The organism is Microcoleus sp. AT8-A3, from assembly GCF_036705675.1.
Classification (GTDB): domain Bacteria; phylum Cyanobacteriota; class Cyanobacteriia; order Cyanobacteriales; family Microcoleaceae; genus Microcoleus.
The window spans coordinates 41,464-66,756 of sequence record NZ_JAUBVD010000004.1; the positions used below are offsets into that span (position 1 = coordinate 41,464).

Below are 25,293 nucleotides of genomic sequence, written 5' to 3' on the forward strand. Positions count from 1 at the left end.
CCTCAACAATTCACGAGGAGGTTCTGCCTACTATCTATCTTAATTCTTCCCACCAAATTAGCAAGTCAACTTTTGTAACAAATAGCGAACCGGGTATTTAAAATATTGAAATTAAATATATACTAGATATAGTGGTCGAAGCAAAAAAGATCGATCGCTAATAAAAAATTGAGGTGAAAGCAAGCTATGTTTGCAGAATGGCACGGCTTTACTGAAGGCAACTGGACAAACGAAGTCAACGTCAGAGACTTCATCCAAAAGAATTACACCCCCTACGAAGGGAATGCAGAATTTCTCACAGCACCAACCGAAAAAACCCAGCAACTTTGGCAAAAAGTTCTGGAATTAATGAAGCAAGAGCGCGAAAAAGGTGTATTGGATGTTGATACAAAAGTTCCCACATCGATCACGGCTCATGCAGCAGGATACATCGATCGCGACTTAGAACAAATAGTAGGTTTGCAAACAGATCGACCTTTGAAACGCGCGATTATGCCCTTGGGCGGGATTCGCGTTGTCAAGGCAGGTTTAGAAGCTTACGGCTATCAGCTCGATCCGCAAACAGAAGAAATATTTACGAAATATCGCAAAACTCATAACGATGGTGTATTCGATGCTTACACGCGCTCGATGCGTCTGGCGAGACGTTCGGGTATCATCACAGGTTTGCCAGATGCCTACGGACGCGGGCGGATAATTGGTGACTATCGGCGCGTTGCTTTGTACGGTGTCGATCGCCTAATTGAGGATAAAAAAACACAGCAAGAATCACTCGAACTAGACGCGATGGACGAGGGAACAATTCGCTTGCGCGAAGAGTTATCCGAGCAAATTCGGGCATTGTTTGAGTTAAAAGAAATGGCTGCTAGCTACGGCTTTGATATTAGCCGTCCGGCAGCAAATGCACGAGAAGCTGTCCAGTGGCTGTATTTTGGCTACTTGGGAGCAGTGAAAGAACAAAACGGGGCAGCGATGTCTCTCGGCCGCGTATCGACGTTTTTAGACATTTATTTCGAGCGCGATTTACAAAGTGGCGCGAGTTCCGAAGTGGAATTGCAAGAACTGATCGACCATTTTGTAATGAAACTCCGCATGGTGCGGTTTTTGCGAACTCCCGACTATAACGCTCTGTTTTCTGGCGATCCAACTTGGGTAACAGAGGCGATCGGCGGTATCAGCGATGACGGTAGAACATTGGTAACTCGTAACAGTTTCCGATTCTTGCACACCCTGTCAAACCTCGGTACTGCACCCGAACCAAATCTCACCGTTTTGTGGTCGGAAAACTTGCCGGAAAACTTCAAAGAATTCTGTGCGAAGGTATCCAGCGACACAAGTTCTATTCAGTACGAAAACGACGATTTGATGCGTCCTCAATACGGCGATGATTACGCGATCGCCTGTTGTGTTTCCGCCATGCGAATTGGCAAGCAAATGCAGTTTTTCGGCGCGCGAGTTAACTTAGCTAAGACTTTGCTCTATGCGATTAACGGCGGTAAAGATGAGAAGTCCGGCGACCAAATCGCGCCGCAGTTCCCACCGATTACTACCGAATATCTCGATTATGACGAGGTAAGAGCCAGGTTCCGCGACATGATGGCGTGGTTGGCAAAAACGTATATCAATACGTTGAATGTCATTCACTATATGCACGACAAATACTGCTACGAACGCCTGGAAATGGCACTGCACGATCGCGATGTTTACCGGACAATGGCCTGCGGAATTGCCGGATTGTCGGTGGTGGCGGACTCCCTGTCGGCGATTAAAAACGCTAAAGTTAAGGTGCTTCGCAACGAGCAAGGTTTGGCAGTGGATTACTCGATCGAAGGAGAATATCCCAAATATGGCAATAATGACGATCGCGTAGACAGTATAGCCATCGAACTTGTGCAAAGCTTCATGAACGAAATTCGCCAGCACAAAACCTACCGCGGCGCTGTAGCGACTCAATCGGTACTCACAATTACCTCTAACGTAGTTTACGGCAAAAAAACTGGTAGCACTCCCGACGGACGTAAAGCCGGCGAACCCTTTGCTCCCGGTGCTAACCCGATGCACGGCCGAGATTCCTGTGGGGCGATCGCATCCTTATCTTCTGTAGCCAAACTGCCTTACAGTGATTGTCAAGATGGCATATCGAATACTTTTTCGATTCTACCGCAAGCCTTGGGCAGAATGGAGAGCGATCGGACTAACAACCTAGTTAGTCTTATAGACGGTTACTTCCACGATGGCGGCCATCACATCAATGTTAACGCCCTTGATCGGCAAACATTACTAGATGCGATGGAACATCCAGAAAACTATCCCCAGCTAACAATTCGCGTCTCCGGTTATGCGGTTAATTTCATCAAACTTACCCGCGAACAGCAATTAGATGTGATTAAACGGACTTTCCACGAACGCGTCTAAATCCCAGCAGAAAAAACTCGGCGATTGAAACCGCTCAAGAGTCAAACGAAGTCCGAGCTGAGGGGGACTCAAGAAGCGCCTACATAATTGGTTCTCCATAAGTCTTTTTTCGTCTAGTTTCGCTGTTAAACCATGAGGCCAGATCCCCCCTAACCCCCCTTAAGAAGGGGGGAACAAGAGTATTCTTGAATTCCCCAGACTATCTGGGGATTCAAGGGGAACCGTCCACTTCTCAAAGTCAACCCCTACTCCCCTTTTTAAGGGGGATTTAGGGGGATCGAGCCTCAGCAACCAAACGAACAATCCGCAAGTTTCCCGGCTTAAGTTAACACCGAGATTCCCTCATCTCAAATCCGTTAGCATCGTCCTGTATTCATCTCTCTCTTCTCTTCCTCTGCGTTCTCTGCGTACTCTGCGGTTTAATCATTCCAATGCAACCGGAATTGATATCATCCCTACTCTCAAAATCCTTACCAACAAACAGCAAATTAAATGTCTGGAATTGGTCGCATTCACTCAATCGAAACATTTGGTACAGTAGACGGCCCCGGAATCCGGTTTATCGTCTTCACCCAAGGCTGTCCGTTACGCTGTCTGTACTGTCACAATCCCGACTGTCGCAATTCCCACGATGGTAAAGAAGTAACCGTCGATTATTTAATCGAGCAAATTATAAAATGTAAATCCTACCTACGGAAAGGAGGCGTTACCGTCAGCGGCGGCGAACCATTGATGCAGCCGGATTTTGTCAAAGAAATCTTTACCCGCTGTCATCAAATGGGTTTGCATACAGCGCTGGACACATCAGGCTTCTGTGTTTTAGACGTTGCTAAACCGGTTCTGGAAATGACCGATCTGGTTTTGTTGGACATCAAATCCTACATTCCCGAACTCTATTACAAAGTCACCAATGTTTCCATCGAGCCTACTTTAGCAATGGCCAAATATCTCAGCGAAATTGGCAAACCGACGTGGATTCGCTTCGTTCTAGTTCCTCACCTCACCGATCACATCGAAAACGTAGAAAAATTAGCGGAGTTTATTGCCAATCTGAACAATGTGGAAAAAGTCGAAGTATTACCATTTCATAAAATGGGAGAATACAAATGGGAGCAATTAAAATTGGATTACGAACTCAAGGATACACCTCCAGCTTCACCGGAACTCGTGCAACAAACAGTTGATATTTTTCGCAGTCGCGGGGTCAATGCGATCGGAGCTAGCGGTATATAATAATTAAAAGACCACGTTCACAAGTCACCCACAATCTTGAAATTATCTGCGTCGATCTGCAGGTTCCCTACCAATCAAAGATTGAGGCAATAATTTTTCCGAAATCCACATCACGAAAAATCACATGAAAGTTACCAATTTAGAAGAATTAGAAGTCCTAATTCAAAAAGTAAAAGCAGCCCAAGCTGAGTTTGCCACCTACACTCAAGAACAAGTCGATCGCATATTCAAGCAAGTAGCTTTAGCCGCTAATGCCGCCCGCATTCCCTTAGCCAAAGCAGCAGTCAAAGAATCGGGAATGGGAGTCATCGAAGATAAGGCAATCAAAAATCATTTTGCCTCGGAAATGATTTACAACAAATATAAAAACGACAAGACTTGTGGTATCATCGAGTCCGATCGGCATTTTGGCTACGAACGCATTGCCGAACCAGTGGGATTGCTAGCGGGAATCGTTCCTGTAACTAACCCGACTTCCACCACCATCTTTAAGTCATTAATCGTGCTCAAGACGAGAAATGGCATTATATTTTCGCCCCATCCCCGCGCCAAATCCTGCACGGCTGCGGCGGCAAAAATCCTCCTCGATGCTGCTGTAGCAGCCGGCGCACCACCGGATATTATTGGGTGGATTGATGAGCCAACTGTGCCACTTTCCCAAGCTTTGATGCAGCACCCCGATATCAAACTAATTTTGGCAACTGGCGGGCCGGGAATGGTAAAAGCTGCCTACTCTTCAGGACATCCCTCCCTCGGTGTCGGCGCTGGAAATACTCCCGCCATCATCGATGAAACCGCCCACATCCAAATGGCTGTCAGCTCAATTTTGCTCAGCAAAACTTTCGACAACGGCACGATTTGTGCTTCGGAACAATCGGTAGTTGTTGTGGATGAGGTGTACGATGCCGTGCAACTGGAATTTATCAAGCGCGGTGCTTATTTCCTGAATGCTGAAGAACGAGAAAAAGTGCGGCGGGTAATCTTAATTGATGGTCGATTGAATGCCGAAATAGTCGGACAATCGGTGCAAAAGGTGGCGCAGATTGCGGGTTTTGTAGTGCCGTCAAACATCAGGGTTTTGATTGGAGAAGTGGATACGATAGGTAAAGAAGAACCCTTTGCTTGTGAAAAACTTTCGCCGATTCTCGCCATGTACCGCGCCAAGGACTTTACTGAAGCAGTAGACAAAGCTGAAGCGCTGATAATTTTTGGCGGACACGGACATACTTCTGTACTCTACACCGCCCCCCACAATCAGGAACACATTCGTTATTTTGAAAGCAAATTAGAGACTTCGCGGGTGCTGATTAATACGCCTTCTTCTCAAGGTGCGATCGGCGATTTGTACAATTTCCGCCTCGATCCCTCCCTTACCCTCGGTTGCGGTAGCTGGGGCGATAATTCGATTTCTGTCAACGTGACACCCCATCACCTGCTCAATATCAAAACCGTAGCAGAGCGACGCGAGAATATGCTCTGGTTCCGCATTCCTCCCAAGATTTATTTTAAGTCGGGTTGTCTTCCTGTAGCTTTGAGGGATCTTGCAGGTAAGAAACGTGCTTTGATTGTGACGGATAAACCATTGTTTGAATTGGGATTGACTAAGGAAGTCACAGAGAGTTTGGAAGAAATCGGCATCGATCACTACACATTTTACGATGTGGAACCCGATCCTTCGCTGGCTACTGTTCGCAAAGGTTTAGAAATCTGCAATAGTTTCCATCCAGATGTGATTATTGCTTTTGGTGGTGGCTCGCCGATGGATGCTGCTAAAGTAATGTGGCTGATGTATGAGCATCCAGAAATTGAGTTTGAAGGATTGGCGATGCGGTTTATGGATATCCGCAAGCGGGTATACGAACTGCCGCCTTTGGGTTCAAAGGCAATTATGGTGGCAATTCCAACTACTTCGGGAACGGGTTCGGAAGTCACGCCTTTTGCGGTTGTTACGGATGAACGATCGGGGATTAAGTATCCGCTGGCAGATTATGCTCTGACTCCGAGTATGGCGATCGTCGATCCAGAACTTACGCTGAATATGCCCCGGAAACTGACTGCTTACGGCGGCATTGATGCGCTAACCCACGCTTTAGAAGCTTATGTTTCTGTGTTGGCTTCTGAGTATACAAATGGTTTGGCTTTAGAAGCGATTCGTTTGCTGTTTAAATACCTGCCCAGCGCTTACAAAAATGGTGCCAACGATCCGAAAGCGCGGGAGAAAGTACATTATGCTGCTACGATCGCCGGCATGGCATTTGCCAACTCTTTTCTGGGGGTTTGTCACTCAGTAGCTCACCAATTAGGTGCAACTTGCCACGTCCCTCACGGTTTAGCGAATGCGCTGATGATTTCCCATGTAATTCGCTACAATGCAACGGATGTTCCGTTCAAACAAGCGATTTTTTCTCAAAACAAGTATCCTAACAGCAAGTGGCGTTATGCTCGAATTGCGGACTATCTGAATTTGGGCGGCGATACCGAAGATGAAAAAGTTGAGAAGTTGATCGCAGCGGTGGAAGCTCTGAAGCGTGAGGTAGATATTCCTAGCACGATTCAGGAGGCGATCGCCAGTCAGGGAATGAGTGATGATTTCTTTTTTGCTCGCGTTGAGGAAATGGCCGATCGAGCTTTTGACGATCAGTGTACCGGAGCGAACCCCCGCTATCCGCTGATTGAAGATTTAAAGCAACTTCTGGTGCAAGCGTATTCTGACGGCGACACTTCCGATCTCAATCGAGTGTTAACTTTAGTGTAATCGGCGCGGTGCCATAGATTTCTCCTCAAAAGCCTGTCAATGGGGGGCAGGATACCTAACTCCTACTCCCCACAGTTTCTGGAGAAATCTAACGCAGGGCCCGGTGGTGAAAATAAACCCCGAAGCGGATCAAAATACCAAGTAGGGGTTGAAAAAATATGAAATTGTGTTATAATTTTAGAGGTAACTTTTTTACGAATTTTGTAGTTTTAGTGGCTGTTCGCGCGATGACCTCTTCACCAACCATAGCACCCGTTCGATCGAGTCAAGTTACCCGCAAACCTTATCCCAACTATCGGGTAATAGTCCTCAACGACGATTTCAACACATTTCAGCACGTTGTGGAATGTTTGACGAAATACATTCCAGGGATGACGAGCGATCGAGCTTGGAAACTCGCCAACCAAATCCACCACGAAGGCCAAGCCACCGTGTGGGTTGGCCCGCAAGAGCAAGCAGAACTTTATCATATGCAATTGAGCCGTGCTGGACTGACAATGGCTCCGCTAGAGTCTACTTGAAAAGTGTCTAGAGGGCCGAAAGTTCGATCGTTTTTCGCTAATTAATCTGAAATTGAACGCAGATTGGGATTTAAGAGGCGATCGTGATTTTGCCAATCATCCCCGCCTCTGTATGTCCGGCTACCGTACAGCGCAGGTTGTAGGTTCCCGATTTCATCGGCACAAACACCCATTCTGCCATAGCGCCCGGTTTAAGTTCTAGTTCGTGAATCGCTCCTTTAATTTCCACTTTCCCAGCTTCAACTTTTTGAGTCCAACTCGCATCAGCAAAGTTTTTAGCAGTAAAATAATGTTTCTGCGAACTGGGATTTTTTAGCACTAATTTATAGCGCTTGCCCGATTCAAATTCTAGCAGATTGGGAAAGAATTTGAGTTCCCCAGCTTCGTTACCTAAACTAACAGTAATTTCGGTAACAGGTTGGCGAGACAAATCACCGGCAGCACTAGCAATTGTCGCTGGCATCAAGATTGTGCTCAAACATAAAATTAGTCCCAAAATCACCTTGAAAGTTTTTTGTAACCCCTGGCTGCGGTAGAATTTGCCTAATTGCCAACCGAGTAAATTGATCATGGCTGTTCTGACTACTGTTAACTATTAACTGACTAATGACTAATGACAACTGACAACTGACTACTGACTACTGACTACTGACTACTGACTACTGACTAATGACTTAATTCGATCGCCAAACTTCATCCCAAGGCCCGCCCCCAACTTCCAAACCCGATAAAGAGCTTTGAGCCTCTAAGATAATTCTAGAACGCTGCTTGCCATTTTTTTCCACATTTCCCCCCAACAACTCTCGCAGTTGCAAGCGCAATTCACCGTGCGTCGTATCCCGGCAGCAAAAAGCCATGCCTTTTTCGGTAGGAGTTCGCACATAACTACCAGGAATGTTTGTAGTGCCAATCAACTCAACTTCAAACTGACTGTTTCTAGCCTGCATTTTCCAGCTTCCCCAAGGTTCAATAGTCCAACTAACTTGCGAATTCCAAGGCACAAATTCGTAAAATTTGCCTCGGTAATGCAGACCAATCATTGCTACCGATTCCATCCACCACAGCACGCCCCGCTTGCCACCACCTGCGGTTAAAGCTAAATCATTTTCGCCTTGAAAACAATTGCAATTAATCCAAAACCACTTTTGCGGAAAAGCACCGCCCCAGTTTTTTTCGCTGTAAGCGGGAGCATCTTTAAATTCGTAGCGATCGCCATTCCAATCGATCCAGCCCGTGGCTAAACCGTGAGCCATTAAAATTTGCCATCCAGGCTCAAAAACGGGCAGTAAAGATAGCATTCCTGCGGTAGATTTCTGGATTTCTTCAGAGTTTCCCCAGCCATAGATAGGTTGAATTTCGTACTGCCAAAAACAGTGGCTGCCGCTTCCCGGATCGTGCAAATAACCTTGATTTAAAGTAGCAGTAGCTTGATAGCCTTCTTCGACGCTGCTGTCGAATACTGCCGGCTCTAAATATTGGGGTTTAATTTGTAAATCTGTTTTGCCCCAATGTCCGAAACCTAAGCTTTCTCTGTGCGCCCAAAACTTATTTACATCTGGAAAGGTGCGACACAAATAGCTATCTTTCGGACCGAGAATCTGAGCTGCACCGCCACTGTAAGGTTGACCGCCTCTGGGGTCTTCGATGGAATACATGAATGCAAAGGATTGTCCGTGAATCGGTAATGTTATTCGGTAGTACCAGCCTTCAAAAAAGCGGCGTGAACTACCGTCCCAGTGGTAGCCACTGTGGGGAGTTTCAAGAGTTTTGAGTTTTGAGAGTGAATTTGACATAGAATTACCAATAGCATGACAGGGAATTCACGGATAACTGTTTCTTCCTTCTTCCTTCTTCCTTCTTCCTTCCTTTATGTCTCTAGCACTTTGGCGATCGCCCTTAGCTCGTGCCCTCCACCGCAACCGCAGTCTTGCTTTTGCCCGTTACTTGCAACTAGCAACTGTTCGGGCTACCGGGCGTCCGGCTAACCGCACTGTGGTGTTTCGAGGCTTTTTAGCAGATACTAATCAGTTAAAGTTTATTACAGATATTCGCAGTGAAAAGGCTGAGGAGATTAATCTCTATCCTTGGGGGGAAATTTGCTGGTATTTCCCGAAAACTCGCGAACAATTTCGGATTGCTGGAAAGCTAGTTTTGGTAGGGGCAGATTATCCAGATGCCCAGTTGTGTTCATCGCGGTGCACAACTTGGCAGGAGCTTTCTGAGGCGGCTAGATCGCAGTTTGCTTGGCCTCATCCGGGGGATGACAAAGCCGAGGCTAGTGCTTTTGATTCTGCTTCCCCAGATGCGATCGAGCCGCTGCCTAATTTTTGCTTGCTGTTGTTGGAACCGGAAACGGTGGATTTGTTGGAGTTGCGGGGGGAACCGCAAAACCGATCGCTTTATCGGCGCGACGGGGAGGGAAATTGGTCTGTGCGATCGGTTAATCCTTGAAAAAGAAGTCAACCGATTTTAGATTTTAGATTTTAGATTTTAGATTGAAGAAAGCGACTCCACTGATAAATCTGGGTAGTCATTAGTCAGTGATTATTGGTTATTGGTTATTTGTTACCAATAACCTTCCAGGCCCCATTGCCAATTCCCTGTTTGGCCAATTCCCTGTTTGGCCAATTCAAATTTTAGATGCCGCTGCCGTCGAAAAATTCTTGAATTGCTTTATCTTTTAACTTGCAGCTAGGGGTTGTAACTAGCTGTGTTTTTTCGGCTACGGCTACATTGCTGGCTTGGTTTAAAGCTTCTGATACTGAGTGGAAATTGTGGGAAGTGGGATCAGAAGTTAAGGAGACAGATGGTTGAGGAACCAAACTTTTTACTTGCTGTTCGAGGGATTCGATACGATCGAGCAAAGAGCGAATTACCACAGCTTCCGAATCCGGCAAACTGCCGTGTTCTAGGGGATTGACGCGCACTCCCGATCGATAGACGATGCGGCCGGGAATCCCTACCACTGTGCAGTCAGATGGTACGTCGCGGAGTACGACGGAACCGGCGCCGATGCGGACGTTATTGCCAATTTGCAGATTGCCGAGTACCTTGGCGCCGGCACCGACAACTACGTTTTCGCCGACTGTAGGGTGACGCTTGCCGCTTTGTTTGCCAGTACCGCCTAGGGTGACACCTTGGTAAATTAGGGCAAAATCGCCGATAATCGCTGTTTCGCCGATCACAACCCCCATACCGTGGTCGATGAATACGCTTTTGCCGATGGTTGCCCCTGGGTGGATTTCAATTCCGGTCAAAAAGCGAGCTATGTGGGAAATCAAGCGGGGGATGAAGGGAAGTCCCAACACGTAAAGCCAGTGTGCGAGGCGGTGCAGCACTAGGGCTTGAAGACCGGGGTAGCAAAACAAAACTTCCAGCCAGTTGCGAGCTGCAGGGTCGCGATCGAAAATTATACTGAAGTCAGCTCTAAGAGTCTTTAGCACTTTCGGAGTTACCTATTTTGGTTAAACACGCCACTTTCGATTTTACATTTTACTGGATGGGGAAGTGAGCGGTCGATCGGGAGATTGGGGGATATGACGGAGTGGAACCGTGGGAGAGTGGGAGATTGGGGGAGAATTTGATGATATTTTATTGTCTCCATCCAACAGCGCCGCTGCGTTCTATTCCTGTACTGAGATTGTATAGTTAGACTTGACTCCGGGTTCGACAGTACCTACCCAAATCCTGTAAGAGCCTGCTTGCCAGTCAGAATCAAGTATGCCAGCATCTTTATTCTGACCTATATCGTCTCCGCAGCGCACCGCATTACCGGGGCCTTGTACGAGTAAGGTTGTGTCCTTGCCTCCGCTGTTGATTTGGAGTGTGAGTTTTGAAAAGTTTTGCTGCAAGACTATGATGTGGTCGGGAGTTGGGGTGGCAAAACCCAAACATTTGTTTTTGTGGCGATCGGCGTTGGCTATGGCAGATAGAGAGTAGGATCCGCCTGTGGAACCTCTCAAAACTGCTGTTGGGGCTGCAAAACCTCGCGATAAACTTAAAGTGCCGAAATTGGCTGTTTCTGCTAAAACTGGTAGGGCGACGATCGCCGCGATCGCACCCAAGAGCGCACCGTTTTTGAAATTGGCTCCCTGATTAAACAACATGGCCATACTCCTGGCGTCACAACTTAAAATCACAACTCAGAATTTACCCATCGCAGCCCCTGGAATACAAACTATGGAGGAAGAATAATTTTTTTTAAATTAGTTCAACACCTCCTGGCTTATCTTCCTTATGTCTATCAGGACAATCCCTCTACGATCGCGCTCGCTTGTGCCACTCGGATTTCTGCCACAGGCGATCGACTCATATCCGAAATTGTACGGTGTCAAGATGATAAATTTGATACTTTTAGCCTTGCTGTTGGCCCTCGGTTCCCTATTGACACAGGTCTTGGTATTGTTACCTATAGGTCTATCTGGCTGGCTCCACCTGCCTAATTGGCTGAGCCTGACCTTGATTTTTCTGGCTATTTCTTGGTGCTTGGGGGATTAGTAAGCAGTCATGAGTTAATTAGTGATTAGTCAATAGCTAACGCTCAATCATTCCGCTTCCCCCAAGGGTCAAGGCCCGATCGCCCCGGTCTGATGATGTATACTTCACAATTGACAATTCAAGAATCTAAAATCTAGGATTTGACATCTACCTATAGAATGATGCAACGACAAGTTTATTCGATCTCAGCATTTCACTCTCCTGACAAAAGCCTGGGGGAAACTCCTAAAAAACAGGATCGTCCGATACACCGGGCGATCGTGTTAATGCTGGTGGCAACAGGTTTGCTGGGCCTGCACGCTAGTCGGCTGGTGGAATTGCAACTGATACAAGGGAAGCAACACCGGGAACGAGCCGAAAACAATCGCGTTCGCCTAGTGCCCATGCCGGCGAATCGCGGACACATTATCGATCGCAAAGGCAAGTTGCTAGCTGCAAACAATTTAGCTCGATCGGTATATTTGTGGCCGAAAGAACAAACGCCGGAACAGTGGAAAGTGACAGCAGAAAAGTTGAGTCCGCTGGTTAAAATTCCAGCAAAAGAAATTTTAAAAAAAATAAAAGAGGTCGATCCTCAATCCTATAGACCGGTGCGGCTCAAGCAAGCAATGCCGCCAGAGGTGTTCGTGCCACTAGCAGAAGAGGTGGGACAAATGCGGGGAGTGGAAGTGCGGCCAGAAGCGAACCGCTACTATCCCGAAGGCAGTTTGGCATCTCACGCGATCGGATATATCGGCGAAGCTACCGCAGCCGACTTGGAAGCTCATCCTGAATATCCGATGGGGATGATTGTCGGTCAAATGGGCATAGAAGCGAGCTCTAACGAGAAGATTGCGGGAGTGTGGGGCGATCGGCTGATCGAAGTAAATGCCCAAAATGAAGAATTGCGGCTGATGGGAGAGACACCGCCCAAACCCGGTGAGGCGGTGCAGCTAACCATAGACTTGTCCATGCAAAAAGCAGCCGAAAAAGCCCTGGGGAACCGCCGGGGAGCAGTAGTGGCGCTGGATGTCAACACCGGGGCGGTATTAGTTATGGCCAGCCACCCGACTTTTGACCCCAATCTGTTTACGCGAAAAATCACTAAGGATGAGTGGAAAACTCTTCAAGATCCGGAAAATCCATTTTTGAATCGGGCCACGCAGGGCTATCCCCCCGGTAGCACCTTTAAAATTGTGACTTCCGTCGCGGCCCTGGAGTCGGGCAAATTTTCGCCGGACTCAATTCTCGGTACTTCGTCTTACATTACTGTGGGGGGAATTGATTTTAACGAACACAGTGGCGGTTTCGGCGACATCGGCTTTCGGGATGCTTTGGCTTTCAGCAGCAATACGTTTTTTTATCAATTGGGGATTAGTACCGGGCCGGAGCAAATTTCTAAGTGGGGACAGCGCTTGGGAATTGGCAAGGATACGGATTTGAATCTTTTGGGGCTAGGCGGTGGCGATTACGGTCAAATCCCGACGCCGGAGGAGAAGGAGAAACTTTATAAAGAACCTTGGTATGCGGGTGATACGGTAACGATGTCGATCGGGCAGGGGTTGGTGTTGATGACTCCTTTGGAGGGGGCGGTAATGGTGAGTTCGATCGCTAATGGGGGTTATCGCGTGAAGCCTCATCTTTTGACTTCTATGACCGGCACAGCGGAGACTCAACGGGTACATACGGGGATGAAACCTTCAACAGTTCAGGTGATTAAGGAAGGACTGATCGCGGTAGTTGCCGAGGGTACTGGACAGGGATTGAATGACGGTTCGATTCCGCTGACGGCGGGCAAAACAGGGACTTCGGAGGTCATCGGACAGGAGGATCACTCTTTGTATGTCGCCTTCGGGCCCGCCCAGAAGCCGGAAATTGCGATCGCCGTGGTTGTGGAAAATGGCGGTTATGGTTCTGTTGCCGCCGCCCCGATCGCCAAAGAGGTATTTCAAGCTTATTTTGGGCCACAGAAAAATGTGAAGCAGCCAGTAGTTATTAGTCCTTAGTCCTTAGTCCTTAGTCAGTAGTCATTAGTCATTAGTCCTTAGTTATTGGGAATGGGGAATTGGGCATAATGTCTTGTTTTTCTTCTGACTTCTGACTACTGACTAATGACTACTGACTACTGACTACTAACTAATTGAGCCGCATAAATATAGTAGCTTTGCGAATTCCTGTTATTTCTCCCGTACTGGTGACAGTTAGCGATCGCAAGTGATCGAACAATGGTCTTGCCGAAAGTTCAATTAACCTCAACAGCGGGATTTGTTTTTCCCAAATTGCCCTGCTGGAGGGCCAGTCTAAATAAAAATAGCCGTCGTTAGAGGGCGGAAGCGGTTCAATGCTGGTTTGAAAATCTTGATTGGCAACTAAAGAGACTGTTTCTGCTGCTTCTAGTGCTGCGTCCATTGCTTCTACTGAAGTGGTGAAAATTTCGTATTTGCCGACGGTGGCTCGGACTCCTTTTGCCTCGGTTTCGATCGCACTTTTTCTATTATTTTCTTTACCATAATTCTGGCTAGTTGTCAACTGCGTCCAAGCGGTAATTTTCTGGTTTCTCAGAGTGAAGCTGCCGATGCTGTACTCTTTGCTGCGGGCAATTTCATCGAGTTTGTCGATCGCCTTTTGGGAATCAGCAGAGTTTTCGGCGGCAAAAATCCAGTCGGCACCATTTGACGAATTCGGAAGCACTGCTAAAGCGTATTCTCCTTGTACCCAGTCAAATATATCCTGCGGCAGGTTGACGCCCCAAAGTTGCTGAATATCTCCCAGGGTGCGATCGACTAAATTTGAGACTTCTGGATTAGTAGAAACCGCCAATGACAAATCAGCCCAAAAATTCCTTAAGTCGGTGCTGGCGACCGCGAAAGGACTCGCTGAGGGAATGTATTGCAAGGCTTGCACAGGTTCGGAAAGCGTTGGAGAAGCTGTGTTTTCTCGCGATGTCACTAAAGCAGTTTGAGCCAGCAATCCCCGTCGGTTGACTCCGACAGCAACTGCGAGGGAATTAAGAGAAACTTGGGGATTTTGCTCGGTTGCTGATTGCGGGAGATTGACAAATGCTAAAGCGATTCTGCCTTGAGTTAGCTGCTGCAAAGCTTTTTGATATTCCGGGGTATTGTTGAGATTTAGGTTTGCTGTTTCAAGGTTATTAATTGCATCTCGAATCACAATCGGGCTATTGGAAAATAAAACAAAACTTTGATTATTCCCAGAATTAAAATTACCGCCGATGGCTGCTGTTGCGAAGCTGGATGGCAACTTGGAAGTCGGCAGAGAAAACGGATTAAAAGGCGAAAGCGAAGCAGATTTTTTCTGGGATTTTGGTGCTTGTTTATAATTAATTCTCACGCCTTTATATATTTCCGACTGCACTGTTTTATCGCCACGAGATTGTTGGCGCCAGTAGGAGTCAAGAAATTTTTGGCTGCGATCGACCTTTTGGGAGGAAACGGCCAGCAAAAACCCGGTTTGTTTGCCGTTGCTGCTGTCGCCATCGAAATCGGGGTTTGTGACGGCGAGGGTAATTTCGTCACCTATCCAAGGTTGGATATCTCGACTGTAATCGAGGCCTGTATTGCCGAGGAAACTTTTTTTGATTTGCTCAAATTCTGCGTGCGATCGACTTCTTTCTTCGGGAGTGGCAAAAACTTGTCGCAATGCTTCGAGGCGATCGGGATTTACCAGCATTGATGCTAACAAAGGTGCTTGTTTCGAGACAAACACAGCCGCAGCCGGAGTAGTTGTCGGCCCGCCAGCGAGCAAATTCAGGGGAGTGTGAGTTGTCAGCCAGTAAAAACCACCGGCACTCAAGCCTAAGAGTGCCAAGACGCCAGCAATGAGGAAAGAAAAGAACGATCGCAACTTCATACAACAAGGACTAATGACCACAGTCTATTATTAACTAGAGTAGCGCATGACCGTAGCTGTCGGCAGATACTTTTTGTGCTGTTCGCAAAAAAAAAGAATCAATTAAAATATTCTCAAGCTCTAAAACTCAAGTAAAATGCTAACAATATCAACGCCCCCCGAACAGCGAGTTTTACTGCAAAATATCAGTTGGCAGTTATATGAAAGCCTGCTAGCGGAACTGGGCAACCAACGTTCCACCAGAATTGCTTATCATCAAGGTCAATTAGAAATTATGGTGCCGCTACCGGAACATGAAAATCGCAACAGGCTGATCGATCGCTTAATTGTAACTCTCATAGAAGAACTCAATCTAGAGTACAACCCCTTTGGCTCGATGACGATCAAAAAACGCAAAAAAGCAGCGGGTAAAGAACCAGATTCCTGTTATTATATCCAGAATGAAGCACTGGTCAGAGGGAGAACAGAATTAGACTTTGCTCAAGATCCGCCGCCCGATTTAGCACTGGAAATTGATATTACCAGCAGTTCCTTAAATCAATTCGATTTATATGCAGATTTAGGCGTACCCGAAATTTGGCGGTACGATGGACGAAGCATCAAGTTTTATCAATTGCAAAATGGCGAATATGCCGAGTGCAATTTTTCGCGGGCTTTCCCGATGCTACCTACTGCAAAAGTTGAGGAATTTATCGATCGCACTCAAACTACAGGCGCAACCACAGCAGTGCGAGAATTACGGGAATGGGTCAATCGATTTTAGATTTTAGATTTTAGATTTTAGATTTTAGAATTGAAGCATTCACCCCACGAATAAATACGTTCGGCAAGTTTCATCGGATACAGGTTTTTTATTTTTCCACGGATGAATCCGGGGGCTTGTATCCTGGATGCTTTCGGTAAAAAATCAAAAAAATCAGTAATTGTGCAGTCTACCACGGCACTCCTCGCGCATCAGAAAAATCTGCATCTAGAACCACCCCCGCATCGAATACAGCATCAGTTAAATCAGCTTTTCTAAACGACGTTATCGACAATTTTTCTATCTGTTCAACAGCGATAAAAAAGCCGATCGCAGTTAACCCCAGAATTACCCCAGAAACCAAAAATAAGACAATTCCCCTGAGAGTATCTCCGCCCAAAAATGTCACAATACCGCTAGCGCCGATCGCAGCAGCAGCCCCAGCCACAGCCCCCGCCACAATCCCAGCCTCGCACCGAGTCGCAGCAATCGCCGTCGCAGCGGTTCCAGCCACAGCCACAGCCCCCGCATCCGCCCCGGCTATCAGTCCCGTCAAAGCCCCAGCAGCCGTCACTGTCACCGCTGTCACCCCAGCCCTAGCAATCAAATTTCTCACCCGCCTGCGGCTTTGTCCGGTTCTGACACCCTGAAAATTTGCCCCCCTCAAAATCGCCCCGGTGAAATTGCAGCCTCGAATGTCGCAACCGCTGAAATTCGCCCCAGATAAGTCAAGCCCTTTAAAAGAACGGTTCCGCAAGTTTTGGTTAGCAAAATTGAGATTTTGAGGTAAAGTCATTCGATTTTAGATTTTAGATTTTAGATTTTAGATTAACCAAGCAAGGATCTGGGTTTTTAGATTTTAGATTATAGATTTTAGATTAACCAAGCACAGGGCATTTAGAATAAAGCCTGTGGTTTATAACGAGTTTCCATGTCTCCCATCTCCGAATCCCCATTTTCCCCCGAACAAATTGCTGCTGAAAGACTCAAACCAGAAGAATATCAAGAAATCGTTCAGCGTCTTGGCCGCCATCCTAATAAAGCTGAATTGGGAATGTTCGGCGTCATGTGGAGCGAACACTGCTGTTACAAAAATTCGCGGCCACTATTAAAACAGTTTCCCACAGAGGGCGATCGAATTCTCGTCGGGCCCGGAGAAAATGCCGGCGTCGTAGACTTGGGAGAAGGCTTGCAACTCGCCTTCAAAATTGAATCCCACAACCACCCCTCAGCAGTCGAACCTTTCCAAGGTGCAGCAACCGGTGTCGGGGGGATTCTCCGCGATATCTTCACAATGGGTGCTCGCCCGATCGCACTTTTAAATTCCCTGCGTTTTGGCAACTTAGACGATGCTAAAACTCAGAGATTGTTCAAAGGCGTAGTATCGGGAATTTCCCATTATGGAAATTGCATCGGCGTGCCCACAGTTGGCGGCGAAGTTTACTTCGATCCGGCTTATTCCGGCAACCCATTAGTTAACGTCATGGCCTTGGGTTTAATGGAAACTCAAGAAATCGTCAAATCCGGCGCATCCGGCATCGGAAATCCCGTGCTTTATGTCGGTTCAACTACCGGGCGAGATGGCATGGGAGGAGCAAGTTTTGCCAGTGCAGAATTGACAGACAAATCAATGGACGATCGCCCCGCAGTCCAAGTAGGAGATCCATTTTTAGAAAAATCCTTAATTGAAGCTTGTTTAGAAGCATTCAAAACCGGTGCAGTCGTCGCCGCCCAAGACATGGGGGCGGCGGGAATCACCTGTTCCACATCAGAAATGGCAGCCAAAGGCGGCGTCGGCATTGAATTCGATTTAGACAAAGTTCCCGTTCGAGAAAGCGGCATGATTCCCTACGAATACCTGCTTTCAGAATCCCAAGAACGGATGTTGTTTGTTGCCCAAAAAGGACGCGAACAGGAATTAATCGATATTTTCCACAGATGGGGATTGCACGCCGTAGTAGCGGGTACAGTCATCGAAGAGCCGATCGTCCGAATTCTCTTTAAAGGCGAAATCGCTGCCGAAATTACCGCAACTGCTTTGGCAGATAACACGCCAATTTATCACCGAGAACTGTTGACAGAACCGCCAGAATATGCTAAAAAAGCATGGGAATGGACGGCGGATTCCCTGCCACAATCCACAGTTGCAGGTATCGAAATTAACGGCAATTTCCAAACTTGGACTCAGATTTTGCTGACGCTTTTAGATACTCCTACCATCGCTTCTAAACGCTGGGTTTATCGCCAATACGACCATCAAGTGCAAAACAATACTGTTGTTTTGCCGGGAGGCGCTGATGCTGCGGTTGTCAGATTGCGTCCGCTAGAACCTTGCCACTCTTCCCTTGCTAACGGGTTAGAAGTACACCCCCTTGCTAAGGGGGATCTACTGAGAGAAAATGCCGTTTCTCTAGCTTCCGAAAGCAAACAGGAAGAAGAGGTAATTCCTCTATTTACAAAGGCACAAGGTAGGGAAACTCCAAAAGTTTCTCCCCCCCTTAGCAAGGAGGAAGCGCCGCAGGGGGCTATTCCCGGAGTTGCTGCAACGGTTGATTGCAATTCTCGTTATGTTTATCTCGATCCTTATGAAGGTGCAAAAGCAGTCGTAGCGGAAGCAGCGAGAAACTTAAGCTGTGTGGGCGCTGAACCTCTGGCAGTTACGGATAATTTGAATTTTGGCAGTCCCGAAAAGCCGATCGGATATTGGCAGTTAGCGTCAGCTTGTCGCGGGATTGCTGATGCTTGTCGGGAGTTGGGAACGCCTGTTACTGGCGGCAATGTTTCTCTTTACAATGAAACGGTTGATGCTGAGGGGAATCCTCAACCAATTTATCCGACTCCGGTAATCGGAATGGTGGGGTTAATTCCCGATTTGAGCAAGCTTGCTGGCCAAGCTTGGCTAAAGAAAGGTGATTTAATTTATGTCCTGGGAATTGGTGAATCATCCCAAAACTCCGAACTTCCATCGGAAAGCTCAAAAATCGAAACTTCTCCTACTTTGGGAGGTTCGGAATATTTAGCGGCAATTCACGGGATTGTAGCTGGGAAACCGCCAAGGATAGATTTTGAGTTGGAAAGAAAAGTGCAATCGGTTTGTCGCGATGGAATTCGCCAAGGTTGGGTATGTTCTGCCCATGATTGTGCGGAAGGTGGAATTGCGATCGCCCTCGCGGAATCTTGTATTTCTGCTAAAATGGGTGCGGAAATTCATCTCAGTTTCAACTCGGCAAATGTCCGCCGCTGGGATGAAATTTTGTTTGGTGAAATGGGCAACTGCATTGTAGTTTCAGTCGCACCGAAAAATCAAGAAATTTGGGAAGCTTACCTGCAGGAACATTTGACAAAAATGTGGCAGAAGCTTGGTTTAGTTTGCTGTGCTGAATCACCTTTACGGGTTGTGAGTGCTGACAATCAAGTGTTAATTGAGGTTGGGATGAGTGAGATGGGCGATCGATTCTATAATGCGATCGAGCGTCGGATTGGATCTGTTTGACAACGTGAAGTTTCGATCCCCCTAAATCCCCCTTAAAAAGGGGAGTAGGGGCTGACTTTGAATACTCTTGTCCCCCCCTTCTTAAGGGGGGCTAGGGGGGATCTCCGGGTTGAAAACACACCCTAGAACCCCAACTTCTTACAAAATTCACGATTCTGGTAAAAACCTATTACAGAAGTCGGGGTTCTTGCACACTATACAATATAAACAATATCATTCCTAAAATAAATGATTTGCTGTATCAATCCCAACTGCCCCAATCCTCAAAACCCCGACGGGCAAACATATTGCATCAGTTGTGGCCTTCAACTCGTACCCATCCTGCGAAATCGCTTCCGCATGATAAAACTCCTCGGTCAAGGTGGCTTCGGCAGAACCTATTTAGCAGAAGATATTGATAGACTAAATCAACCCTGTGTCGTTAAACAATTAGCACCCGATGTCCAGGGAACTTGGGCGATTAACAAAGCGGTAGAATTATTTCAGCTAGAAGCTAGACAACTGCAACAGCTAGGACAACATCCCCAAATTCCATCCCTTGATGCCTACTTTGAAGACAACAAATATTTGTATCTCGTACAACAGTTTGTGGATGGGGATAATTTGTTGACGCTTTTCCAAAATCAGGGAATTTGGCAAGAAAGCCAAGTTAAGCAACTATTACTAGAACTTCTACCTGTTCTCAACTTTATTCACGAACAAAAAATTATTCACCGAGATATCAAGCCAGAGAATATTATGTGCCGTCGCAGCGACGGTTTGTTAATGCTGATTGATTTCGGAGTTTCCAAACAGTTGTCAGGAACAGTGATATCGCGACAGGGAACGCAAATTGGTTCCCATGGTTATGCACCGCTTGAACAAATGCAAGGGGGTGAAGCTTATGCAGCAAGCGATTTGTTTAGCTTGGGGGCGACGGCTTTTCATCTACTGACGGGGGTACATCCTTATGGTTTGTGGACGGAACACGGTTATAGTTGGACTGCAAATTGGCAGCAACATTTGAAGAGTCCCATAGACAAGGAATTGGAATTGATTTTATCTAAGTTGTTGGCAAAAGATATCCAGCAGCGCTATCAATCAGCCGAGGAAGTTTTAAGAGATTTTCAAGGTCAGTCAAGACAATCTCCCGCACCGACACCAAATCCCACAATTCCTGTGATTCCACAGCACTCTTTGCCGTTACGAACTAACACAACAAGGCGAGGTTTCTTGCAATTAGCGGGTTTTGCTGGGGGAGGATTTGCATTAGCTGTGCTGGGTCAAAGTTTGTGGAACAACAAAACTTCTTCATCTTCACCAAATCTTCCGCCTTCATCCAACAATGCGGCCCCATCTCCTAAATCATCAGCTCAAAAATCATCTCCAAAAACTACAGCCAAAAGTTCATCGCCAAAACCATCTCCACAATCTGTAGCAGAAAGTCCATCGCCAAAACCATCTCCCAAACCATCTCCCAAACCCGCACCAGAAACTCCAAAATCTCAGCAATCTTCCAATGCTTTAAAAAGCTTTACTTTTGAAACAGTGACAGTCAACTCAACGGGGCAAATTGCCAACCGCCGTCAAGGAAAAGCACAGGCTTTTATAGAAAATATTGGTAATGGTATTACTCTAGAGATGGTAGCAATTCCTGGCGGCAGTTTCGTGATGGGTTCGCCCGATACGGAAGCCGGACGAAGTAGCTATGAAGGGCCGCAGCGTACCGTGAATATTCCTGCTTTTTTTATGGGTCAATATGAGATAACTCAAGAACAATACCAAGCGGTGATGGGAAATAACCCTTCTGAGTTCAAAGGTGCGAAACTTCCTGTGGAAAAAGTAAGCTGGAATGATGCTGTGGAATTCTGCAAGCGGCTTTCTCAAAAAACAGGCAAGACTTATCGCTTACCTTCACAAGCGGAATGGGAATATGCTTGTCGCGCCGGAACTAAAACACCTTTCTATTTTGGCGAAACTATTACCCCAGATTTAGTTAATTATAATGGCAATAATCCCTATGGTGGGGCACCGAAGGGACTTTACCGCAAACAAACAACTGATGTCGGGAATTTTTCACCCAATGCTTTTGGACTTTATGATATGCACGGGAATGTTTGGGAATGGTGCAGTCATCCCGACAACGATCGAAGCGATCGCCGGGTGCGGTGTGGCGGTTCCTGGAAGGACGCTGCGGTGAATTGTCGCAGTGCGTATCGTCTTAGCAATTTGGCGGGCGATGGTTACTCGGACATCGGTTTTCGCGTGGCTTTGGTTTCCGCGTAGTCTCTGGTTTTCGGTTCTTTGCTGTAGTCTCCCGCGAGGACTTTTCTTTTAAGGCTGGGCGGTTTCAACCTGGTTGATAAATATAGTCCTTGACGCATCAAAACCTTCATAACCGGGTTTTTTGGGGTTTTTGCGGTCTGTAGCGCGTCTTCTGGGCAAAAAAAACCGGTTTCTGGCTACCCGTGCAGAAGTCCTATAATAGTTAAAATATGCCACGGTCACATATTAGGAAGGATAAAAAATATGACCCTCAATCTTCCTCTTCCCGATTCAATTCAAAATTTTATTAACGAACAAGTGGCAATCGGAGGCTACAGTAATGCAGCGGAATACATCTTGCACCTAATTCGCCAAGAACAAGCAAGAGCCGCGCGGGTTGAGTCGTTATTGTTGGCTGGTTTGGATAGTGGCAATTCTATAGAGATTACCGATGATTGGTGGGAGCAAAAACGGGCTCAGTTGGTGCAGAATCTTGACCCACACCAGCAATGACTAAACGGATTGTCATTACACCAAGAGCAAGTCAAGATTTAGACGAAAATTTTGCTTATATTGCTCAAAATAATCTTGATGCTGCATTGCGTTTTTTTGATGCAGCACGTCAGACATTTGCGAGATTGGCTCAAATGTCGGGAATGGGTCGCCTGTATCCGGTTAAAAATCCACGGTTGGAGGGTTTGCGAAGATTGTCAGTTAGGGGGTTTGAGAATTATCTGATTTTCTATCTGTCTTTTGATAACTATATTGAGGTAGTGAGAATTCTGCACGCAGCGAGAGATTTAGAGGAAGTTTTGTCAGGAGATGAAGCTGATTGACTTTGTAAAGTAGGAAAATTTTTCAGGCTGCCAAATCTCCATCCCACGGTTCACTCCTGTCGGTATTACTTAATACTCGATCGCCCCCAAAATGACATTACATGGCCGCACAGATTCCCATGATGATATAGTATGTCAATCTCACAGAAAAGTCAAGCTCGATCGCCCTTAAATTCTAATATTTCAAAAAGCTCATCAAGCAATTTCCTAATTTATTTGCCATTGCACGATCGCCAATCTATTCAGTCTGGCGTTGCGCTGACTTCGTTTGACAATCGCCCCAGCCATCGCCCCAGCCATCGCCCCAGCCCTCGCCCCAGCCATCGCCCGCTGTTAATTAAGGTTAATATAGGATTTGGGGGCGATCGATACTACAATGCCATTAAACGCCGCATCGCTTCTGTCTGAAATGCTACACGATTTGGAAATAATGACAGATCCGTGGCAAGATTAAGGGAATGTTAAGTTATGCGACGCCTTCGCAAACAAGATTTCCCGCTGAAACTGTCCCCCTAACCCACCTTCCCCATTAGGAACCCACCCATCTATGATTCCCAACCATTCCTTCGCGGCTGACGAGCATTCTAGCAAACCCGACAAGCCCGAGGAAGCTTGTGGCGTTTTCGGTATCTACGCACCGGGTGAAGATGTCGCCAAGTTGACCTACTTCGGTTTGTATGCTTTGCAGCACCGCGGTCAGGAATCAGCAGGGATTGCTACCTTTGACGGTGACACAGTACACCTGCACAAAGATATGGGACTGGTTTCCCAAGTCTTCAACGAATCGAGTTTAGGTCACTTGCCCGGTAACTTAGCCGTAGGGCACACTCGCTACTCTACTACGGGCTCCTCGCGCGTGGTCAACGCTCAGCCTGTGGTTGTCGAAACTCGTTTGGGAAGTCTGGCCCTAGCACATAACGGTAATCTTGTCAATACTAAAGAATTGCGCGAAGAATTGCTGTCTCGGAAGTGCGAATTTGTCAGCACGACGGATTCAGAGGCGATCGCAGTGGCGATCGGTTCCGAGGTAGACAAGGGCAAAGACTGGCTGGAAGCAGCGATCAGTGCCTTTGGTATGTGCCAAGGAGCCTTTAGTTTGACGATCGCCACCCCTAAAGGCGTGATGGGAGTCCGCGACCCCCAAGGCGTCCGCCCGTTGGTAATTGGCATCCTCCCCACAACTCCGGTACGATACGTTTTAGCATCGGAAACTTGCGGCTTGGATATTATCGGTGCTGAATTTTTGCGGGACGTAGAACCCGGGGAATTAGTTTGGATTACAGAGGAAGGTATGGCTTCCTTCCACTGGAGCCAGCAACAGAAGCGCAAACTTTGCATCTTTGAAATGATCTATTTTGCTCGCCCCGACAGCCAGATGGAAGGTGAAAGTTTGTACAGCTACCGACTGCGGATCGGGCGTTTGTTGGCAGCAGAATCTCCGGCTGATGCTGATATAGTTATCGGCGTTCCCGATTCTGGAATCCCGGCGGCGATCGGCTTTTCTCAAGCTTCCGGCATTCCTTACGCCGAAGGATTGATTAAAAACCGCTACGTGGGGCGCACTTTTATTCAACCGACTCAGACAATGCGGGAGTCAGGAATCCGCATGAAACTCAACCCTCTCAAAGATGTGTTGGAAGGAAAGCGGGTAATTATTATCGATGATTCGATCGTGCGCGGCACTACCAGTCGCAAAATCGTCAAAGCCTTGCGGGATGCTGGCGCAACAGCAGTTCACATGAGAATTTCCTCGCCGCCGGTGACTCATCCGTGTTTCTACGGTATCGACACCGACAATCAAGATCAGTTGATTGCTGCTACTAAGTCAGTCGCAGAAATCGGCACCCAAATTGGGGTTGATTCCTTGGCTTTCTTGAGTTGGGATGGAATGCTGAAGGCGACTAACGAAGACCCGATGAGTTTTTGTTCGGCGTGTTTCACCGGTGATTATCCGATCGACGTTCCAGAAATGGTAAAACGGTCTAAGCTCATATTAGAAAAAGCTGGAACCTAGAAAATCCCAAAGCGAGAAAGCGATCGCCCGTCACTTTCCGCAATTTATGGATTTTCAAGTTTTTCTGGTAAGTCATTGCCAGAATGTGTGTAGAAATGTTACATTAACTTAGCTTTAGCAATTCTTGCAGAATTGGTGAACTGTAGTGAACAGTCGCTTGGGTAGAACTTGTGCGAAACCCAACCCTCGGATTGGAGATGGGAGATTGGAGATTTGAGATTTGTGCTTGAATCTAAAATCGGCAATCTAAAATCGATGGTTTTTCCCTACACTCTCGTTCACAATTCCTGCTCGAAACGCTGTATGCTACCTGCAGACTGGAGGTAGTTCCTCCAGATGTCCACTCTCAGATGGAAGTCGCATTTCGCACCAACAACGGGCACATGAGATTTTTTCAGATAACAGGGTCGATCGCACTAATTTTTCCGACACAAGTATTCGACAAGCCAACTTGCTTGAGAATCGCGGACGGGCTATTCATGCGAACTAAATAACTTTAGAAACCCTTGCAGAGTAAAAAGATGGCTCCTTGCAGGTTGAATGTTACCTCACCTGCATAGGGCATACAACCCCCCGACTCCTGTCCGGGAGAGCCAAAAATTTAGATATTAGTTTAAGCCCCCAGATTCATCTGTGGAGTGAATCTAAAATCTAAAATCTAAAATCTAAAATCGATTGACTGTTAAAAGAAGGC

Annotated in this window: 19 protein-coding genes; 13 read left to right on the plus strand and 6 right to left on the minus strand. The window is 46.9% G+C overall.

The window, feature by feature from the left end; genetic code table 11:
- The first annotated feature begins 186 nt into the window (after positions 1-186).
- The 4 genes from pflB to clpS all read left to right on the plus strand — a co-directional run bounded on the left by pflB (position 187) and on the right by clpS (position 6,924).
- Positions 187-2,415, plus strand: coding sequence for a formate C-acetyltransferase (pflB, locus tag QUB51_RS03760; protein ID WP_333052440.1), 2,229 nt, complete (start codon positions 187-189; stop codon positions 2,413-2,415).
- Between the two features lie 492 nt (positions 2,416-2,907).
- A complete protein-coding gene (gene pflA / locus QUB51_RS03765; RefSeq protein ID WP_333052442.1) occupies positions 2,908-3,648 on the plus strand; it encodes a pyruvate formate-lyase-activating protein in 741 nt (246 codons plus the stop codon).
- 124 nt (positions 3,649-3,772) lie between these two features.
- On the plus strand, positions 3,773-6,403 hold the full coding sequence (gene adhE, locus QUB51_RS03770) for a bifunctional acetaldehyde-CoA/alcohol dehydrogenase (protein WP_333052445.1): 2,631 nt from the start codon (positions 3,773-3,775) through the stop codon (positions 6,401-6,403).
- A gap of 227 nt (positions 6,404-6,630) precedes the next feature.
- Positions 6,631-6,924 (plus strand): ATP-dependent Clp protease adapter ClpS, encoded by a 294-nt coding sequence (gene clpS, locus QUB51_RS03775; protein ID WP_172185659.1) that lies wholly within the window; start codon positions 6,631-6,633, stop codon positions 6,922-6,924.
- 70 nt (positions 6,925-6,994) lie between these two features.
- Here the strand turns inward: clpS and QUB51_RS03780 are convergent, their stop codons facing one another.
- Both QUB51_RS03780 and QUB51_RS03785 read right to left on the minus strand, forming a co-directional pair.
- Complete coding sequence (locus QUB51_RS03780; RefSeq protein WP_333052448.1) at positions 6,995-7,495, minus strand: plastocyanin/azurin family copper-binding protein; 501 nt, start codon at positions 7,493-7,495, stop codon at positions 6,995-6,997.
- 103 nt (positions 7,496-7,598) lie between these two features.
- Positions 7,599-8,717 carry a tocopherol cyclase family protein gene (locus QUB51_RS03785; RefSeq protein ID WP_333052451.1) on the minus strand — a complete coding sequence of 373 codons (1,119 nt, stop codon included), beginning with the start codon at positions 8,715-8,717 and terminating at the stop codon, positions 7,599-7,601.
- A gap of 76 nt (positions 8,718-8,793) precedes the next feature.
- Between QUB51_RS03785 and QUB51_RS03790 the strand changes: the two genes are divergently transcribed.
- On the plus strand, positions 8,794-9,375 hold the full coding sequence (locus tag QUB51_RS03790; RefSeq protein WP_333052453.1) for an Npun_F5749 family FMN-dependent PPOX-type flavoprotein: 582 nt from the start codon (positions 8,794-8,796) through the stop codon (positions 9,373-9,375).
- Positions 9,376-9,560: 185 nt separating this feature from the next.
- Here QUB51_RS03790 and cysE read toward each other — a convergent pair whose 3' ends face one another.
- Both cysE and QUB51_RS03800 read right to left on the minus strand, forming a co-directional pair.
- Positions 9,561-10,367 carry a serine O-acetyltransferase gene (gene cysE, locus QUB51_RS03795; protein ID WP_333052456.1) on the minus strand — a complete coding sequence of 269 codons (807 nt, stop codon included), beginning with the start codon at positions 10,365-10,367 and terminating at the stop codon, positions 9,561-9,563.
- 180 nt (positions 10,368-10,547) lie between these two features.
- The gene (locus tag QUB51_RS03800; protein WP_333052459.1) at positions 10,548-11,030 is read right to left on the minus strand and encodes a hypothetical protein; all 483 of its coding nucleotides are present in this window, start codon (positions 11,028-11,030) and stop codon (positions 10,548-10,550) included.
- Positions 11,031-11,579: 549 nt separating this feature from the next.
- Here QUB51_RS03800 and mrdA point away from each other — a divergent pair.
- On the plus strand, positions 11,580-13,406 hold the full coding sequence (gene mrdA / locus QUB51_RS03805; protein ID WP_333052688.1) for a penicillin-binding protein 2: 1,827 nt from the start codon (positions 11,580-11,582) through the stop codon (positions 13,404-13,406).
- A 130-nt stretch (positions 13,407-13,536) separates the two neighbouring features.
- Here the strand turns inward: mrdA and QUB51_RS03810 are convergent, their stop codons facing one another.
- Positions 13,537-15,270 (minus strand): DUF3352 domain-containing protein, encoded by a 1,734-nt coding sequence (locus QUB51_RS03810; protein ID WP_333259638.1) that lies wholly within the window; start codon positions 15,268-15,270, stop codon positions 13,537-13,539.
- 136 nt (positions 15,271-15,406) lie between these two features.
- Here QUB51_RS03810 and QUB51_RS03815 point away from each other — a divergent pair, with 136 nt between their 5' ends.
- Positions 15,407-16,033, plus strand: a complete 627-nt coding sequence (locus tag QUB51_RS03815) for a Uma2 family endonuclease (protein WP_333052464.1) — start codon at positions 15,407-15,409, stop codon at positions 16,031-16,033.
- A gap of 169 nt (positions 16,034-16,202) precedes the next feature.
- Here the strand turns inward: QUB51_RS03815 and QUB51_RS03820 are convergent, their stop codons facing one another.
- The gene (locus QUB51_RS03820) at positions 16,203-16,808 is read right to left on the minus strand and encodes a pentapeptide repeat-containing protein (RefSeq protein WP_333052467.1); all 606 of its coding nucleotides are present in this window, start codon (positions 16,806-16,808) and stop codon (positions 16,203-16,205) included.
- Positions 16,809-16,943: 135 nt separating this feature from the next.
- On the opposite strand from QUB51_RS03820, the gene purL reads away from it, so the two are divergent.
- From purL to purF, 6 genes are all read left to right on the plus strand, one after another.
- A complete protein-coding gene (purL, locus tag QUB51_RS03825; protein WP_333259641.1) occupies positions 16,944-19,505 on the plus strand; it encodes a phosphoribosylformylglycinamidine synthase subunit PurL in 2,562 nt (853 codons plus the stop codon).
- A 228-nt stretch (positions 19,506-19,733) separates the two neighbouring features.
- Positions 19,734-21,770 (plus strand): bifunctional serine/threonine-protein kinase/formylglycine-generating enzyme family protein, encoded by a 2,037-nt coding sequence (locus QUB51_RS03830; RefSeq protein WP_333259644.1) that lies wholly within the window; start codon positions 19,734-19,736, stop codon positions 21,768-21,770.
- Between the two features lie 243 nt (positions 21,771-22,013).
- Positions 22,014-22,262: a type II toxin-antitoxin system ParD family antitoxin gene (locus tag QUB51_RS03835; protein ID WP_333052475.1), complete on the plus strand. Its 249-nt coding sequence runs from the start codon at positions 22,014-22,016 to the stop codon at positions 22,260-22,262.
- Positions 22,259-22,585 (plus strand): type II toxin-antitoxin system RelE/ParE family toxin, encoded by a 327-nt coding sequence (locus QUB51_RS03840; protein ID WP_333052477.1) that lies wholly within the window; start codon positions 22,259-22,261, stop codon positions 22,583-22,585. The genes QUB51_RS03835 and QUB51_RS03840 overlap by 4 nt, the downstream gene beginning before the upstream one ends.
- Before the next feature lie 132 nt (positions 22,586-22,717).
- On the plus strand, positions 22,718-22,993 hold the full coding sequence (locus QUB51_RS03845) for a hypothetical protein (RefSeq protein WP_333259647.1): 276 nt from the start codon (positions 22,718-22,720) through the stop codon (positions 22,991-22,993).
- 139 nt (positions 22,994-23,132) lie between these two features.
- The gene (gene purF / locus QUB51_RS03850) at positions 23,133-24,599 is read left to right on the plus strand and encodes an amidophosphoribosyltransferase (RefSeq protein ID WP_333052479.1); all 1,467 of its coding nucleotides are present in this window, start codon (positions 23,133-23,135) and stop codon (positions 24,597-24,599) included.
- Positions 24,600-25,293: the final 694 nt, after the last annotated feature.